Source organism: Alteromonas sp. P256 (assembly GCF_036864455.1).
Lineage (GTDB): Bacteria > Pseudomonadota > Gammaproteobacteria > Enterobacterales > Alteromonadaceae > Alteromonas.
This window is the reverse complement of sequence record NZ_JAZETM010000001.1, coordinates 360,262-374,919: the sequence shown is the minus strand read 5'-3', so window position 1 is coordinate 374,919 and position 14,658 is coordinate 360,262. Positions and strand designations below refer to the sequence as shown.

The 14,658-nt window shown below is 43.2% G+C and carries 14 protein-coding genes; 5 read left to right on the top strand and 9 right to left on the bottom strand.

Annotated features, from left to right (window positions below; translation table 11 throughout):
- Positions 1–8: 8 nt before the first annotated feature.
- Positions 9–413: a hypothetical protein gene (locus V7R39_RS01655; protein ID WP_334027522.1), complete on the bottom strand. Its 405-nt coding sequence runs from the start codon at positions 411–413 to the stop codon at positions 9–11.
- A gap of 706 nt (positions 414–1,119) precedes the next feature.
- Between V7R39_RS01655 and wecA the strand changes: the two genes are divergently transcribed.
- From wecA to galU, 4 genes are all read left to right on the top strand, one after another.
- Entirely contained in the window at positions 1,120–2,181 is a 1,062-nt protein-coding gene (wecA, locus tag V7R39_RS01650) for a UDP-N-acetylglucosamine--undecaprenyl-phosphate N-acetylglucosaminephosphotransferase (protein WP_334027520.1), read from the top strand.
- Between the two features lie 159 nt (positions 2,182–2,340).
- Positions 2,341–3,228: a glycosyltransferase gene (locus tag V7R39_RS01645; RefSeq protein ID WP_334027518.1), complete on the top strand. Its 888-nt coding sequence runs from the start codon at positions 2,341–2,343 to the stop codon at positions 3,226–3,228.
- The gene (locus V7R39_RS01640) at positions 3,225–4,079 is read left to right on the top strand and encodes a glycosyltransferase family 2 protein (RefSeq protein WP_334027515.1); all 855 of its coding nucleotides are present in this window, start codon (positions 3,225–3,227) and stop codon (positions 4,077–4,079) included. The genes V7R39_RS01645 and V7R39_RS01640 overlap by 4 nt, the downstream gene beginning before the upstream one ends.
- Positions 4,080–4,355: 276 nt before the next feature.
- Positions 4,356–5,249: a UTP--glucose-1-phosphate uridylyltransferase GalU gene (gene galU / locus V7R39_RS01635; RefSeq protein ID WP_287010229.1), complete on the top strand. Its 894-nt coding sequence runs from the start codon at positions 4,356–4,358 to the stop codon at positions 5,247–5,249.
- 55 nt (positions 5,250–5,304) lie between these two features.
- On the opposite strand, the gene V7R39_RS01630 is transcribed toward galU, so the two are convergent.
- The 7 genes from V7R39_RS01630 to queF form a co-directional block, all read right to left on the bottom strand.
- The gene (locus tag V7R39_RS01630; RefSeq protein ID WP_334027513.1) at positions 5,305–5,619 is read right to left on the bottom strand and encodes a ComEA family DNA-binding protein; all 315 of its coding nucleotides are present in this window, start codon (positions 5,617–5,619) and stop codon (positions 5,305–5,307) included.
- Between the two features lie 188 nt (positions 5,620–5,807).
- The gene (locus V7R39_RS01625; RefSeq protein ID WP_334027511.1) at positions 5,808–6,815 is read right to left on the bottom strand and encodes an isocitrate dehydrogenase; all 1,008 of its coding nucleotides are present in this window, start codon (positions 6,813–6,815) and stop codon (positions 5,808–5,810) included.
- Between the two features lie 379 nt (positions 6,816–7,194).
- Positions 7,195–8,862, bottom strand: a complete 1,668-nt coding sequence (locus V7R39_RS01620) for a histidine kinase (RefSeq protein WP_334027509.1) — start codon at positions 8,860–8,862, stop codon at positions 7,195–7,197.
- 6 nt (positions 8,863–8,868) lie between these two features.
- Positions 8,869–9,243, bottom strand: coding sequence for a DUF3192 domain-containing protein (locus V7R39_RS01615; RefSeq protein WP_032094325.1), 375 nt, complete (start codon positions 9,241–9,243; stop codon positions 8,869–8,871).
- Positions 9,244–9,598: 355 nt separating this feature from the next.
- The gene (gene ppnN / locus V7R39_RS01610) at positions 9,599–10,954 is read right to left on the bottom strand and encodes a nucleotide 5'-monophosphate nucleosidase PpnN (protein ID WP_334028116.1); all 1,356 of its coding nucleotides are present in this window, start codon (positions 10,952–10,954) and stop codon (positions 9,599–9,601) included.
- Between the two features lie 11 nt (positions 10,955–10,965).
- Positions 10,966–12,531: a GGDEF domain-containing protein gene (locus V7R39_RS01605; RefSeq protein WP_334027507.1), complete on the bottom strand. Its 1,566-nt coding sequence runs from the start codon at positions 12,529–12,531 to the stop codon at positions 10,966–10,968.
- A gap of 55 nt (positions 12,532–12,586) precedes the next feature.
- Complete coding sequence (gene queF / locus V7R39_RS01600; RefSeq protein ID WP_334027505.1) at positions 12,587–13,468, bottom strand: NADPH-dependent 7-cyano-7-deazaguanine reductase QueF; 882 nt, start codon at positions 13,466–13,468, stop codon at positions 12,587–12,589.
- A gap of 96 nt (positions 13,469–13,564) precedes the next feature.
- On the opposite strand from queF, the gene syd reads away from it, so the two are divergent.
- Positions 13,565–14,143, top strand: coding sequence for a SecY-interacting protein (gene syd, locus V7R39_RS01595; RefSeq protein WP_334027503.1), 579 nt, complete (start codon positions 13,565–13,567; stop codon positions 14,141–14,143).
- A gap of 72 nt (positions 14,144–14,215) precedes the next feature.
- On the opposite strand, the gene V7R39_RS01590 is transcribed toward syd, so the two are convergent.
- Positions 14,216–14,509 (bottom strand): hypothetical protein, encoded by a 294-nt coding sequence (locus tag V7R39_RS01590; RefSeq protein ID WP_334027501.1) that lies wholly within the window; start codon positions 14,507–14,509, stop codon positions 14,216–14,218.
- Between the last annotated feature and the right edge of the window lie 149 nt (positions 14,510–14,658).

Sequence of the window (14,658 nt, the reverse complement as noted above, 5' to 3'; positions counted from 1 at the left end):
CATCTTAATTAAACGCCTTCCATGTTAGTCGTTCCGACAAGTGGGTTTATTAAAACCCACACACCATCTCGTTCGCATGATGTAATTTTTTTACGAGTAGCGTTAGACACTGCTTCTTTACTGCTATCGCTTAGCACAAATCTTATACATTTATTGCCAGTGGCTGAAATATATCGCTCTGCTGACTGATAGCGAGCACCCTCAAAGGTTATCGGTATTAAGTCACTGGTATCAAAAAGCATATTGGCTCTTGGAATATTAATAGTCTGTGCAGTGGTACTATTTAGTGAATAAGCTAGAGAAGAATGAACCAATGGTATGTCAGCTTTAGTGACCGTGGGGGTATTGGTACAACCTGTTACGCCCATCATTACGGTGACAGCAGAGAAAAAGTAGGTGACGTGTTTTAACATTCGCTTTCATATCCGTGTAGCAATTTGGCGATAGGATAACACAAGATTTATCAAAAGCGTGATCGTGGATATGTGTAATATATTGCTCAATAAACAAAAGTGTTTGTATACTCCCCACTACACACCGCGACTTACAATTTTATCTCAGACAAAGTGACAATTTTCGGTATCCAAAGCTTTGCAGAAAATGAGTCAAGTTGTTTTAAATTTACACATTTGCACAATTATTGCTTGCCAATAGCATATTAACGGATTTGCGCGAGTAACCTCTAAAGGTATTTTCACTTTGTATTTAGAGTAGCGATTCGTAAAAGAGTTGCTGCAGATTAAGAAATTGTAGAAGATGACGCTTAAATCGTTTTCTGCGATATACCGTTATGTAGATAACAGACGGCTTAGGCTTGGTGTTATTGAAATAACAAAGGAAGTTTCCGCAGATTGCGCTTTATGAAATAAGAGTAGCGAAAGAGTGATAAGTTACGGATACTTTTTTATTAGCTAGGGTGGTTAGTTAGTCAAATGTTTTATATCATTGTGCGCAACAAATTGCGCAATGGCAGAACAAAATAGCCCGTTTAATCCTGCTGTAATTAGGGAAAAGATTGTTGTTTTACATGGAACTAATGTTGAGATATTTATCAATAACAAAAACGACTTGTGTTGGGTTTTCGCAAACCAACAGAGGTAACAAGGAATTGTGCTTTTTATGCTAGCTTACCTGCAGTTTGTGCCGCTTTTCACTGCATTTTTTGTCGCGCTTATTTTGTTAGTGGTGATGACTCCGCTTGCGCATCAGTTTGGCTTGGTTGACCAACCCACAGCGAGAAAGCGTCATGCCGGAATAGTGCCTTTAACGGGTGGCGTCGCTATTTTTATGGCCGTGTTGGTTGCAAGTGTTGCAACCGATGTGTGGATGAAAAATAATCCACTGTTCTTCACTGCTTCTGCTTTTGTCGTTTTGCTTGGCATGTTAGACGATAGGTTTGACTTAAGTGCCAAAGGCCGACTTATGTGTCAGTTTGGGGTCGCATCTATCATGGCGTGGAGTGCGCAAAACTACATTACCTCGCTAGGCAGCATTCTAGGGGCTGAGGAAGTATTTCTCGGTATTGGAGGTTATTTCTTCACTATTGTGTGTGTTGTTGGCGTTATCAATGCGTTTAATATGATTGACGGTATCGATGGACTAGCCGCTGGAATGAGTTTAGTCATTCTATTAACATTGGTTGGTTTTCTTATCGCAACGGGGAATGGCGTTGCTATCATGGAGCCGCTTATCATTGTCGCTGCAATTGTTCCGTTTTTAGCGTTTAACCTCAGCTGGAAAGGCTTTAAGGGCAACAAAATTTTCATGGGCGACTCTGGAAGTATGTTTGTGGGCCTCACCATTGTCTGGTTATTGGTTGATCATACTCAAGGAGAAGGAGCCGCGTTTAGACCTATTACTGCGGTTTGGCTTATAGGCCTCCCTTTAATGGATATGGCAGCTATCATGTATCGTCGAGCTAGAAAAGGTCAATCCATGTTGCGGCCAGACAGACAACACCTTCACAATATTTTTATGCGAGCGGGTCTTAGCAGCAGAAAATCGCTTATCGCTATTTTAGCATTGGGCGCGTGTTTCTGTGCAGTCGGAATACTGGGTGAAGTCTATCAAGTCTCGGAAACTATTATGTTCTGGGGATTCATGGCACTGCTTGTAGTTTACAGTTTCGTTATTCAGAATATCTGGAATGTCTTGCGATTTATAAAGCGCGTGACAGCCTAGCTCTCAAGAAATCTTCAACGCACTCGCAATCATGCAGAATAAGTAAAATAGGCAGAGCGGAAATGCGTAGATGCCAGCAGCATTTCTCTGTAAGATGTTGTAAAGAGTCGCACAATTTACGCCTCTTTTCGCATGCACACGTCACAATCGGTAATCTATTTGAATAATCAATTTTCTGTTCTTTCCAATAACAATCGAAAAAAACATGTAGAAACTATCGTTGCTATGGCCGTTTATCATGCGGACAATGTTGCGTGGTTGAAAGAAGCTATGAGCAGTATTACCACGCAGGACTATCGCGATTTTTTGTTTGTCATTGTTGTAGACGGTTCGGTACCTACAGTAATTCTGGACACGGTATTAGATGCGTCAAAGCAGGATAGCAGAATTATTGTTGCACAAAATTCAGATAATGTGGGTCTTGCCAGCAGCATGAACTCAGCTGCAGAATTTGGCCTTTCCTTTGAACCTCAATTTTTCGTGCGAATGGACGCCGACGATATCTCTGAGCCTAATCGTCTTTCTCGTCAAGTATCTTATATGAGAAGACACAGTTACATTGCGGTGCTAGGTACAGGGTTAAATGAGGTTAACGAAAATGGCGACAAAGTAGGAGCCCGAGTTATGCCTGCTTCTCATAAGCAAATCGCAAGAATATTGCCCCGCCGCTGCGCGCTCAATCATCCAACGGTGGTTATTCGATATAACGTATTTAGAGACGGGTACCGGTACGACAGTAGTTTGATGAATACTCAAGATTACTTTTTCTGGATAAAGCTTGCGTCTGAAGGGTACGTCTTCAGAAATTTAAAAGATCGTTTGTTGAAATTTCGCCGTGTGAATAATTTTTATAAACGCCGAGGGCTCAGTAAATCCTTAAACGAATTCAAAGCACGAATATACGCCATTATAAAGCTAAAGCAGTATTCATTGTATAATGTGGCCTATGCCTTTGGTGTGCTGGCATTACGAATGATGCCCGGCAAGTTTGTGAAGTTGGCCTATAAGTTAGATAGGCATTTACTTGAAAGGTTTGGTAAGCATTGAGTATTGGCATTGTCGTTATTCTTTACAACCCCGACGTGGAGCATGTAAATCATCTAATTAATGAGTTTGCTAGTGATGAATGGCAGATAGCCATTGTCGATAACTCCCCTCATCCTACGCAGTTAGACTTAGCTAGCAACTGCATCTATTCCCACTATCCATCAAACCTTGGTATTGCTGAGGCACAAAACGTGGGTTTACGCGCGCTTTTCTCTCAATCAATCGGCTATTGTTTTCTTCTCGATCAAGACAGTAGCTTTTCACCTACTATCGCAGCCTCACTGTATAAGCAGTTCATCGCGCTTGAAAAAGTAAGTGCTGTTGCTGCTATAGGCCCATCAATTCACTGCCAATTTAGTAATACAGTGCAGGAGGGGGTGATTCAAAAAGGCAAGCAGATATCGTTAGGGTTAAGAGAAGTTAAGCAGATAATAGCCTCCGGGATGCTCATTTCTCACCAAGCGTTTGAAAAGGTGGGTGAGAAAGAGTCAGGATTGTTCATTGATGGAGTCGATCATGAGTGGTGTTGGCGAGCAAAGTGTAAAGGATTGAAAGTTTATCAATCTCAATTAGTCAGCATGCCACATAGGCAAGGCGACGATAGAATTAAAGTGCTTGGCATAACCTTTAAGCAGGGGGCGCCTGTAAGACTTTACTACCAGCTGAGAAATGTGCTTATTTTAAGTCGCCGGCGCTATGTCCCCATTTATTGGAAATGTCGTCATCTTTTCGCAATACCACTGCGTTACATTGTGAACCGTTTCGTTTTTGAAAATGGACGAGAGCGAGGTCAGTTCATGCGTAAAGGACTTAGAGACGGCATCAAAAAAAACTACGGCCCTTTAAAGTAGCGGCAAGGCTCAGTAAAACTGAAAAATTATGGTGAACAAAAGATCTTTTCTTTCACCATATTGGTGCGTGGGATATCATGCTGTCACAAGTTTGGTGCTAAAAAACTGAAAAATTTATAGTTTGGGCATTGAATCATTCTTTATGCTCAAAATGTGTTAGTTGGAACATCGATTGCATCTCATTACATAAGCCGACGTGCTCATTTAAATGACTACCTTTGAATAAGGACTGTGTAAAGAGAGCGTCGAAGAATTTGAATCAAAAGGATACAGACTATGAGTCAGGTAAAAAAAGCAGTAATTCCAGTAGCAGGCTTAGGAACAAGGATGCTACCTGCCACGAAAGCAATACCGAAGGAAATGCTGCCAGTTGTTGATAAGCCTCTAATTCAGTATGTAGTGAGCGAGTGTGTTGCAGCCGGTATTAAAGAGATTATTCTTGTTACCCATGCAAGTAAAAATAGCATTGAAAACCACTTCGACACCTCTTTTGAGCTAGAGGCTACGTTAGAAGCGCGTGTAAAGCGTCAGCTGCTTGAAGAAGTACAGTCTATCTGTCCTAAAGACGTCACCATCATGCAAATTCGTCAAGGTGTTGCGAATGGCCTCGGCCACGCGGTACTTTGCGCTCGTCCACTTATTGGCGATGCACCGTTTGCCGTTGTGCTACCTGACGTTATCATCGACGATGCTGCGAGTAACCCTAAGAAAGACAACCTTGCTGATATGGTTGCCAAGTTTAATACAAGCCGAGTGAGCCAAGTTATGGTTGAGCAGGTTGCGCAGGAAGATATCTCTAAATTTGGTATTGCAGACCTTGACGGTGCGTCAATTACTCAAGGTGAGTCAGCGAAAATACACAAAATGGTAGAGAAGCCGCCACTTGACGAAGCGCCATCTGATTTAGCCGTTGTGGGCCGTTATGTGCTTTCAGAGAAAATTTGGGATTTACTTGAGTTCACGCCTCCAGGTGCTGGTGGAGAAGTGCAGCTTACTGACGCTATCGATGCGCTAATGAAGCTAGAGCAAGTAGATGCTTACTACATGAAAGGAAAGAGCCATGACTGTGGTAGCAAGCTTGGTTATATGAAGGCGAATGTTGAATATGCACTACGCCACCCAGCTTTAGGTGAAGAGTTTAAAGAGTTTTTGGCTACCATCAAGGCCTAATAATAGAACTTAAAGAATAAAAAATGCGCCTTTTAAGGCGCATTTTTTTGTTGATTCAATCAACTTTCACCAAGCTTTGAATCTTAGATAGCATTTTGTTACCAATTCCTTTCACTTCAGTTAACTGAGCGACTTCCAAAAAGGGACCAACCTGTTCTCGGTAATTAATAATTGCTTTAGCTTTTGATACACCAACACCTGGCAGTGTCTGCAATTCAGCCAGTGAGGCCACGTTTAAATCAAGCTTATTGGCAACAGACTGGCTAGAGTTGTGTCGTGTTCCGTCAGTATCTGTGCTTTGTGAGTGAGCTACAGGTATGTGAAGTGACAGTGCGGCGAGTAACAGTAATCCCGGTAGTATTTTATTCATCATCGTTCCTTGTTTTAACGGTGTACACCATTTGTACAACAAGAATTGTATGAGATTGAGGGGATTAGGCTAGTCCAGTTTTAGTACAGGTTTTAAAATAATTACCTATGCGACTGGTATAAGTGAAGAATGAGTAGATAAAAAATAGCGGGCACTGCCCGCTATTTTTTTATTTCTTACTGAAGTGCTTACAGACGTTCAATCAATGCGTCAGTAAACTCAAGCGTACCCGATTCGCCACCAAGGTCGCGTGTGGTGCGGTCGCCGCTCTCAATAACATCTTTAAGTGCTGAGCGAATTTTTTCTGCTTTGTCGCTCATGTTCAAATACTCTAACATTTGCGCTGCAGCTAGAATAACTGAAGTTGGGTTAGCAAGGTTTTTACCTGCAATATCAGGAGCAGAGCCATGTACAGCTTCAAAAATAGCACAGTCTTCGCCAATGTTCGCACCCGGTGCCATACCTAGGCCGCCAACAAGTCCTGCACATAAGTCAGAAAGAATGTCGCCGAATAAGTTGGTCGTAACAATGACATCGAACTGATGTGGATTCATAACTAACTGCATACAGCAGTTATCAACAATCATTTCTGCTGATTCGATGTCTGGATAACGCTCACCAACTTCACGGGCCACTTTAAGAAACAGTCCAGAGGTTGATTTTAAGATATTTGCTTTGTGAACCGCTGTAACCTTCTTTCTTCCTTCGCGGCGAGCAAGTTCGTAAGCAAAGGTCACAATCTTCTCTGCGCCGTCACGTGTAATCTTACTCATGGCTTCAGCTTCATTGCCATCTTCAGACACTACTTGGCCAAGACCAGAATACATACCTTGGGTATTTTCGCGCACAGTGATGATATCAATGTCTTCGTAGCGCGCTTTTGTACCTTTAAAAGACATTACCGGGCGAAGGTTTGCGTACAGTTTAAACTGCTTGCGAAGGCTCACGTTAATAGACGTGAACCCTTCCCCTACTGGAGTCGTGAGGGGGCCTTTAAGTGCTACTTTGTTTTTTGCAATGAGGTCGAGTGTCTCTTGTGGTAACAATTCGCCATGTTCTTCTAGAGCAACGAGTCCTGCGTCGGCATAATCGTAGGCGAAGTTACAGCCAACCTTGTCTAAAATTTTTGTGGTTGCATCGATGATATCCGGGCCAATGCCGTCACCGCGAATGACTGTAATATGTTGCTGAGTCATGATGGGAGATCCTCTAGTAATTCTGTTGTATTAGTCGTTAGGTTCTAAATGCACCGCTTTATTGTCGCGAGCATAACACGCCATTGCTTGCCTGCTTATTAAAAACTTGAAAAAGTAGGGGATATTAAAATGTCGCAGTGCAAAAGTTCGCATATTTTATACGATAGAAGGCATAAGTTATAGCCATTCGTAAATATAAATTGGAAACGGATATAATAAACGCCGAAAAGTGCTTTCCCATTTAAAAAGAGGTGCTTTACTGCCTCGGCCTGAATAAAAGTCAGAGCGTTAAATAAAGGCTTATAGAGAGAGCTACATCGAGATACGCTCCCTAAGAAGAAAGTTATTCATTGACAAAGCTACTCAGCGAAAAAACTAACTAGCGAGGCAAAGGGCATATCAAATGAGGTCTTTGTTCATTCACAATGTGCGCTAGGTCACTAGGAGATATGGACAATACAGACATCCACAGCTTTGCATCTTCAGTGTTGCTCAAGTCTTTATCTGGCGTGGTTAATAGATACGATCTGGCTAAATAAAAACCCATTGATACTACCGCGTGCTCCTTTCTTAATGATGCGGGTACGGCGTCATTTGTTTTATTGCACTGATGAAGCACCGCACGCCACGTAGCGCTTTGATGCCAGTTCTTAGCTAGTTCACTGGCAATAGAGAGCCAAGGCGATGGTGTCATGATGTTAAACGTATTATTGATAGAGAAATTCGGGTTTGCCCGAATAGGAAGTTTGGTAATTACTTTCAAGCCAGGCAGCGTGAAAAGCGGTGAGCAAGCGAAGGTCATAGTTAGCGCCGCGGACTGGGCCGTAAACTTGGTTTTGGTAAGCGATGCGATATGACTGGCAAACGCGCTGGCAACCAGTGTGAATTGTTTGCAGGTATCTACAAGAGGAAACTCATGCTGTGTTAATCGCTCCATTAAAGCAAATTGAACAAGCATATCGCCCACGCGCTCAGTACCGTAAGTGAGTACTGCCTGTTTTATCGTCTTCACCGGTAGTTGCAAGCGGTTATCTTGGCTCGCTGTGCTTATTAAAAAATGATTGAACGTAGGAGCACGTTCTATTTTCTCACAAAGCGTCGGAATATCGATGTCGCGTTTTTGCAACTCGTCAATAATGTGCAAAAGTGCTGAAGGGGGGCGTTGAATAGCAAATGTTGTTGGAAAAAAAGGCTGGCCTCCCTTTACTTGTCGAGGGGCTCTAGTTTCATTAAAAAGTGCAATGAACACATCAAATTCAATGTGTTGATGTATCGGCGAGCGTATTGATGAAGCAGGCACCCAGTCATTATCGCAGTCGGCATTACGAGCAATCGCTGCAAAACTGTGGTTTTGCTTTATATCAACAATGGTTGCCGGAATACCATTGGCATACACTTTCTCGCCTGGCATAGCACGCTCAAAAAGTGGAGACAGTGAGGGCAATAAGCCGTGATGGTGCACAGGTATTAAGCGAGTGCATTGAGAAAAGAGGCTATGCTTTTTTTCCGCCGATGTGCTGCTGATAATTTTAGACAGTAGACAAAGTCGCTGTGCGCGATTGATTTTAGCACTGGCAAGAGAGTGGGCTTGTGCATTTTTGGAAGAAAATACTACCCGTTTTAATCGCAAAATATCCAGCCAAGACGATAAGCCTTTCGCGCGTAAAAATTCAGAAATTGCATTACCGTCATTCGATTTTCTTATCAGGCTAGCGTCGCCTAGTTGCTCGGCATCTGCTTCGCCACTTTTATCGTAACCAGCAAGATGATAGAGGGCTAAGGTTGCCGCAACAAGATGCTGAAGATAGTGATCGTTAAAGTGATTGAGCTTACCAAATACTGTCAATAAAAGTATGTGGGCTAACTGCGGGGGAAGTGAGTTTTTAGTTCCATGAACCGCAAGCGCCGCGGCGGGCTCTTCATTAACAAGCGCGATGGCTAACTTGGCATTTCTAAGCCAGAGGTTAACTTTGTTATCAACGCTTTGTGAGGGAGTCGGTGCAGCAAGTATTTGAGAAAACGTCGACTGAATATCGGCTAATGCCATACGGGGCTAGCTTTCTTGATAGCTAGAGTAGGCACCTTCTCCCCAGGCAATGAGCTTGTCATTTTCAAACAGTAAAGGCGTACATTCGTCTTGGGTTGTTAAGCCATCGGCACGGACATGCTGCGTTCGAAAGAACATAACTTGAATAGCATTCACCCCTTGGCGTTTCGCCTCAGTCAAATCAGGTGAGCCGAGTAGTGCAAGCACCTCCTCTCGCGTGCTGCCTAATTTAAGCTTGGTAATTTGAACGCGGTTATACTCTTCTCTATCCTTCCAATCCATGTTCTCAGGCTTATCTGGATAGAACGCGATAATCATAAAAACAAATAACGCGTAAAGTCCTACGCCAGCTAGGATGAGTCGAATAACTTTGGTGTTCATAACCGTTACTTCTCGTGTCTAAATTAATGTAATAGTGACAAGCATGGGTGCCTATTGCAGATGCACAACGTGGCCGAATAACGCGGCCGAATAACGTGAGCATGCAACGCATAAGCGTGCAGATTAAAATCCGCTAAACCTATTCGCTCATTCCCAGCTTTTATAATATTTTAAGTCTACCGTAAATTGTATGAGAATAATAAGCGATTATGGTAAGTGTTTATGTCAGGCCATGGTTACCAGCAAAAGTATAAACGCTAAAGAGTAGGAGGCGAACGCGCAGCGCTTATTTTCAAAGCGCTGGCGGTGCAATACATCTCTTGGCTAAATAAGTTGGCTAAATGAACTGGCTAAGTTATTTTACCAAATAGCAGGGCTCGTAAGCGCTGCCAGGAAGCTTCATTCGGTGCTGTTTTACAAATGATTCTAGCAGTACATCAACATGCTTCATTAACGCTTTGTCGCCAGTAATCTCAAAAGGGCCGTTTTCTTTTATCTGCTTAATCCCTTCTGCTTTTACATTACCGGCAACGATACCTGAGAACGCTTTTCTTAAATTCGACGCTAAATCGCTTGTGCTTTGATGATGGTCAAGTTGAAGCCCAGCCATACTCTCGTGCGTTGGAATAAATGGCTGTTGAAAGTCTCGCTCTATTTTTAACGACCAGTTAAAACTAAAGGCATCTCCCATCGCACCGCGATATTTTTTGACCTTTTCTAACCCTTTACATAATGAACGAGCTACTTCTTCTGGGTCGTTCACTATAATTTGGTATTTCTTTTGTGCTTCTTTCCCCAAGGTCTCTGCAATAAAAGTATCTACTGCCTCGAAATATTCTTCACTGCCTGCAGGGCCGGTTAGAATGACAGGGAAAGGCTGCTGACCGTTTCTTTCATTCATCAGAATGCCAAGAAGATACAGCAGCTCCTCAGCCGTGCCTACACCACCTGGGAATATGACAATACCGTGTGCCAAACGCACAAACGCCTCTAAACGCTTTTCAATGTCAGGCATTATGATGAGCTCATTAACAATCGCATTAGGTGGCTCAGCGGCAATAATACTGGGTTCTGAAATACCTACGTACCGACCGGATTTGTATCTTTGCTTAGCATGACCTATTGCCGCCCCTTTCATTGGGCCTTTCATTGCACCTGGCCCACAGCCAGTACAAATGTTCATGTCTCTAAGACCAAGCTGATAGCCCACTTCTTTAGTGTACTTATACTCAATCTGATTAATGGAGTGGCCGCCCCAGCATACAATGGTATTAACGCCATCGTTGCCCTCTAGCGCTTTAGCATGGCGAAGCATATCAAACACCATATCGGTAATTTGCGCGCCGTCTGTTGGTGCATGTTGATGTAAGAAATCATACTTATCGCCCATGTACAGTAAGTCTCGTAGAACGGCGAATAAATGTTCATGAACGCCTCTTACGAGGTTGTCGTCTACAAAGGCGACTTCTGGAGGGTTAATCAACTCAATTTTCACGCCGCGCTCACGGCGTACAAGTCTTATATCGAAATTTTCATAGGGGGCAAATAAGGTTTCAAAATTATCTTCATCAACACCGCTGTTTAACACGGCGAGAGAGCAATTTCGAAACATGGTAAAGAGTTCGCTATCGGACGCATCCTGCAGGCGCGCAACTTCAGCTTGTGACAGTTGGCTCATCAAACCCATGGGGTTTAGCTGTACTTTTTTAATCACACTACTTCCTATTTTTGGGCGTCGATGTCAGTAACGACTTGATTTCGGCCATTTCGTTTAGCTTGATAAAGGTATCTGTCTGCTCGCTCAAAAGCCGAATCAATGGTATCTGCTGAGGTAAATGACGTACCTCCGAGCGATACGGTAATAACCACTTTTTCTTGCTTAAACTTAAGCTGCATACTTTCTAAATCTTTTCTAATCGCCTCTAGCTTTTCTCGTAGCTTTGTCTCGTTGGTATCGGGCAAAAGCACCACAAACTCCTCTCCGCCCCAGCGCGCAAGAAACTGATCGTCAGCCATATGACGCTTAAACGCTCGGCTAACAATCTGCAGCGTCTTATCACCAGCGGAATGACCGAACTTGTCGTTAATTGATTTGAAGAAATCAATGTCGATAAGGGCAATAGAAAGCGGCTTTTTTGAAGATTGGAAGTGCTGATGCGCTAAAGCCAACTGTTCATTGTACGCTTGACGATTAGGTAAACGGGTAAGTGCATCTGTTTTACTCTGCATTACTTGTTCAGCAAATTTCCGCTTATAGGAATTGGTTTGCTGCTGAAGCTTGTTGATTCTGTCCTGCATGGACGACAATAAAGAAATGAGTGCTGTTTGGCTCTCGCTGTCGCTTGCCTGGGTGTCTGTTAGAGTCTTTGACAATACTTTGATACATGACTGTGTTTGCGTTTTTAGCGCGTCAAACGAATCAGTTGTAGAAACTGCTTCTTCAATATTATCGATATAGGTTTTCAGCTCAGCATTACTGGCTGTGCGTTGCTCAAATTGCGCTTTGCTTCCGTCGATACTTCTGCTGACATCTTCGCCAATTTTACCGAGTGACGTATGCAGCCCCTGAATGACTTTTCCGGTTAAACTAGCTTCCGCCATGGCGTCTTGCACTATCATGCGAAGTACTACGACACAACTCTCTAGTAGCTGCTCGTTAGCCATGCCTTGATCAAGCCGCTTTTTGATATCTAAAAGCTGTCTATCGTTGGGTTTTTTCTCTGTGTATGAAGTCACTAGCTGATTAAGCTCTATAAAAATAGAGCGGTAAAAATGAGCACTCCCCCGCTCCGTACCAACATCTTCCGCTGACTGTCGCTGTTTTGATGTGGCGGTTTCGGGCGTTGCAGAATCTGTTAACAAGCCTTTAACGTGCTTACCAAGGGCAACCCGGTGAAGCTGAACCGCCCTAGCGTAGAGCCTGTAAATGCTGAATATATCTGATACAGGCTGATTAAGTTTTATGAGCTCTTGAGTAGCAAGACCGCGAAGCTCTTCATCTTCAAAGATTATTTTCTGCAGCTGCTTCATGGCATCTTCAATAGATGACACCGTCTCAAGACTGTACTTGCGAAGGGTAATGTCTTGATGCTGAAGTGCCGCATTCAGTTTATTGATACTGACTGTAGCTAAACTGAAATTGGGCGTGCCGGATAGGTGTCCGCGCAGGGTTTTCAGTTCACCATCAACCTTGTCTGAAAAACCCTCGTAAAAAGATGAAAGTTTTATGATGAATTGACACAATAGCGCATTGTTTTTTTTGTACGCTTGTAGCTGTTTATCTTCCATGTTGCTCATCTTTTGTTGTTTATGGACACGTCACATTGTCAAGTTCAGCAAAGGTCTATTGTCGAGCTTGACGATGGTTTGGGTATGGTGCCTCAAAATTGGTACGAAATGGATTGATATCCAGTCCACCCCTTCGTGTATATCGAGCGCAGACCGTCAGTTTTGTTGGTTTACAGTGATTAAGGATATCGCTGTAAATGCGCTCTACACACTGCTCGTGAAATTCATTGTGTTGTCTAAAACTAATCAAATATCGCAGCAAGCCTTCATGGTCGATTGGCGAACCTGTATATTTAATTTGAATACTTGCCCAATCTGGCTGGCTGGTAATAAGGCAATTAGATTTTAGCAAATGAGAAACAAGCGTTTCACTCACTTCCTTGCCTTTATCTGATGATGCCAAACCAAGATACCGAGTGTCGGGCTCATAATTATCAATTTCAATATCAAGCTCATCGAGCAATGTACCTTGGAACTCTTTGAATTGCAGAGTTTCAAATTCACTTGGTAAAATCAGGTTAACTTCAACGTCTTTGCCCGCGCAGGCAGACAAATCTTTTTTGAGCACTGTTTTTACATCGTCGCTGCTTTTAAAACGGGTTTGATTAAAGCTGTTTAGATAAAGCTTAAACGACTTAGACTCAATCAGGTTTTCAGAGGTGATCGGCACCATGCATTCAAGAATCGCGACCTGAGGTTTACCTTTCATATTGAGCCAGGATAATTCATAGCCTGTCCACGTATCGATACCTTCAAAAGGAAGCGTATCAGAGGAAGGGACTCCTGATTTAAAAGGCAGTGTATCTCTACTTAGACTACGCGGCACCCCTTGAAGGAGCGCAGGGTTATATTCATACTCGTAGTCTACTTGCTTACCTAACGAGAGATCGTCTGGTGCAGAAATAGTAATTTTTTCTCGTTTGTTGTCTGTCGACATAAGAACCCTAATGCATTAATCGCTATATCATCGCCAAACGTTGACTTGGCATATTTTACGTATAGTGTAACCCAAAAATACGAAGGTAATTAAATAATGGCTCTGTCTATTTGCGAACAACTGGATAATTTTGTTTCATCTTATGTCGAGAACGCCAACGAAGGTGTTCTGTCCATTCCTTATGACAAAGAGTGGCCCTCGCTGTGTTACAAAAGCGAAGGCGAGCAGGGGCGGCATGGACAACAGGGGCTACAGGGGAAAATAGTACCTTGGCGGCCTGTGAAACAAACAAAGCCGTTGTCTTTTGATAATGTAGGTGATGCCCTTGAACTTACCTTAAACAGTGACTATTGCACCTATTTCACGCGTTATTTTAGCAATAATCTAATTGCAACAGCTCCTCAGGGTGAATGCGAGCTACTTCAGGTGTGGAATGAAGAAGATTTTGAGCGCTTGCAGCAAAACCTTATCGGCCACCTGCTTATGAAGCAGCGGTTAGAACAGGCGCCAACGCTATTCTTTGGGTTAACCGATGAAGAAGATTTCATATTAACGGTAATCAACAAAACAGGCGAGGTTGCATTAGAGCAGGTGGGTATGGAGCCAAAAGAAATTTTGGCGCCGTCACTCGCTGCTTTTCTTTCTACCCTTAAGCCAAGCTCAGCAAGTCGATAAGGCCTATTTTGCAACGTCGACGAATAGACCCTCATTGCCGGCCGCGTGTCTCATTGCTGGTCGCGTGTCTCATTATCGGTCGCGCAGCAGGTCAGCCAGTGATGCTTTCAGTGTTTCTACTTCTCGTTCGAGGGCATCTACTCGAGTCGCCAGGCTAACTGAGTCATCACCAGGCTGTGTCTCGTTCCGCGAGTTTTTAGTTTGTGCACTTGGCGTACTGGCATTAAAGCGCTTAATTGCATCTATTGCTTCAGTAACCGATACTTTAAACGGCGCCTTCGAACGAAGAATCCCCACACTTGGAGTCTTGCCTTCTTCATGCATTTTTTGGCAGATAATGATTAATTGGTTAATGGTGTTGTTCATAGTTTATTTGTTACTACCCTAATGTTTATGCCAACTGTCAATGTGTTGCCCTCAATGTGTCACCCTCAATATGTAGCCTTCACTGCATTGCTACCAAATGTGCCGCCTTCAATGTATTGGTGGTCAAAGCCTTTGAGTTTAAAATGAAC

Bases quoted from the DNA above. Each gene is read 5' to 3' on its own strand.
- V7R39_RS01655 (WP_334027522.1), bottom strand. From the start codon at position 413: ATGTTAAAACACGTCACCTACTTTTTCTCTGCTGTCACCGTAATGATG.
- wecA (WP_334027520.1), top strand. From the start codon at position 1,120: ATGCTAGCTTACCTGCAGTTTGTGCCGCTTTTCACTGCATTTTTTGTC.
- galU (WP_287010229.1), top strand. From the start codon at position 4,356: ATGAGTCAGGTAAAAAAAGCAGTAATTCCAGTAGCAGGCTTAGGAACA.
- V7R39_RS01630 (WP_334027513.1), bottom strand. From the start codon at position 5,619: ATGAATAAAATACTACCGGGATTACTGTTACTCGCCGCACTGTCACTT.
- V7R39_RS01625 (WP_334027511.1), bottom strand. From the start codon at position 6,815: ATGACTCAGCAACATATTACAGTCATTCGCGGTGACGGCATTGGCCCG.
- V7R39_RS01620 (WP_334027509.1), bottom strand. From the start codon at position 8,862: ATGGCATTAGCCGATATTCAGTCGACGTTTTCTCAAATACTTGCTGCA.
- V7R39_RS01615 (WP_032094325.1), bottom strand. From the start codon at position 9,243: ATGAACACCAAAGTTATTCGACTCATCCTAGCTGGCGTAGGACTTTAC.
- V7R39_RS01605 (WP_334027507.1), bottom strand. From the start codon at position 12,531: ATGGAAGATAAACAGCTACAAGCGTACAAAAAAAACAATGCGCTATTG.
- queF (WP_334027505.1), bottom strand. From the start codon at position 13,468: ATGTCGACAGACAACAAACGAGAAAAAATTACTATTTCTGCACCAGAC.
- syd (WP_334027503.1), top strand. From the start codon at position 13,565: ATGGCTCTGTCTATTTGCGAACAACTGGATAATTTTGTTTCATCTTAT.
- V7R39_RS01590 (WP_334027501.1), bottom strand. From the start codon at position 14,509: ATGAACAACACCATTAACCAATTAATCATTATCTGCCAAAAAATGCAT.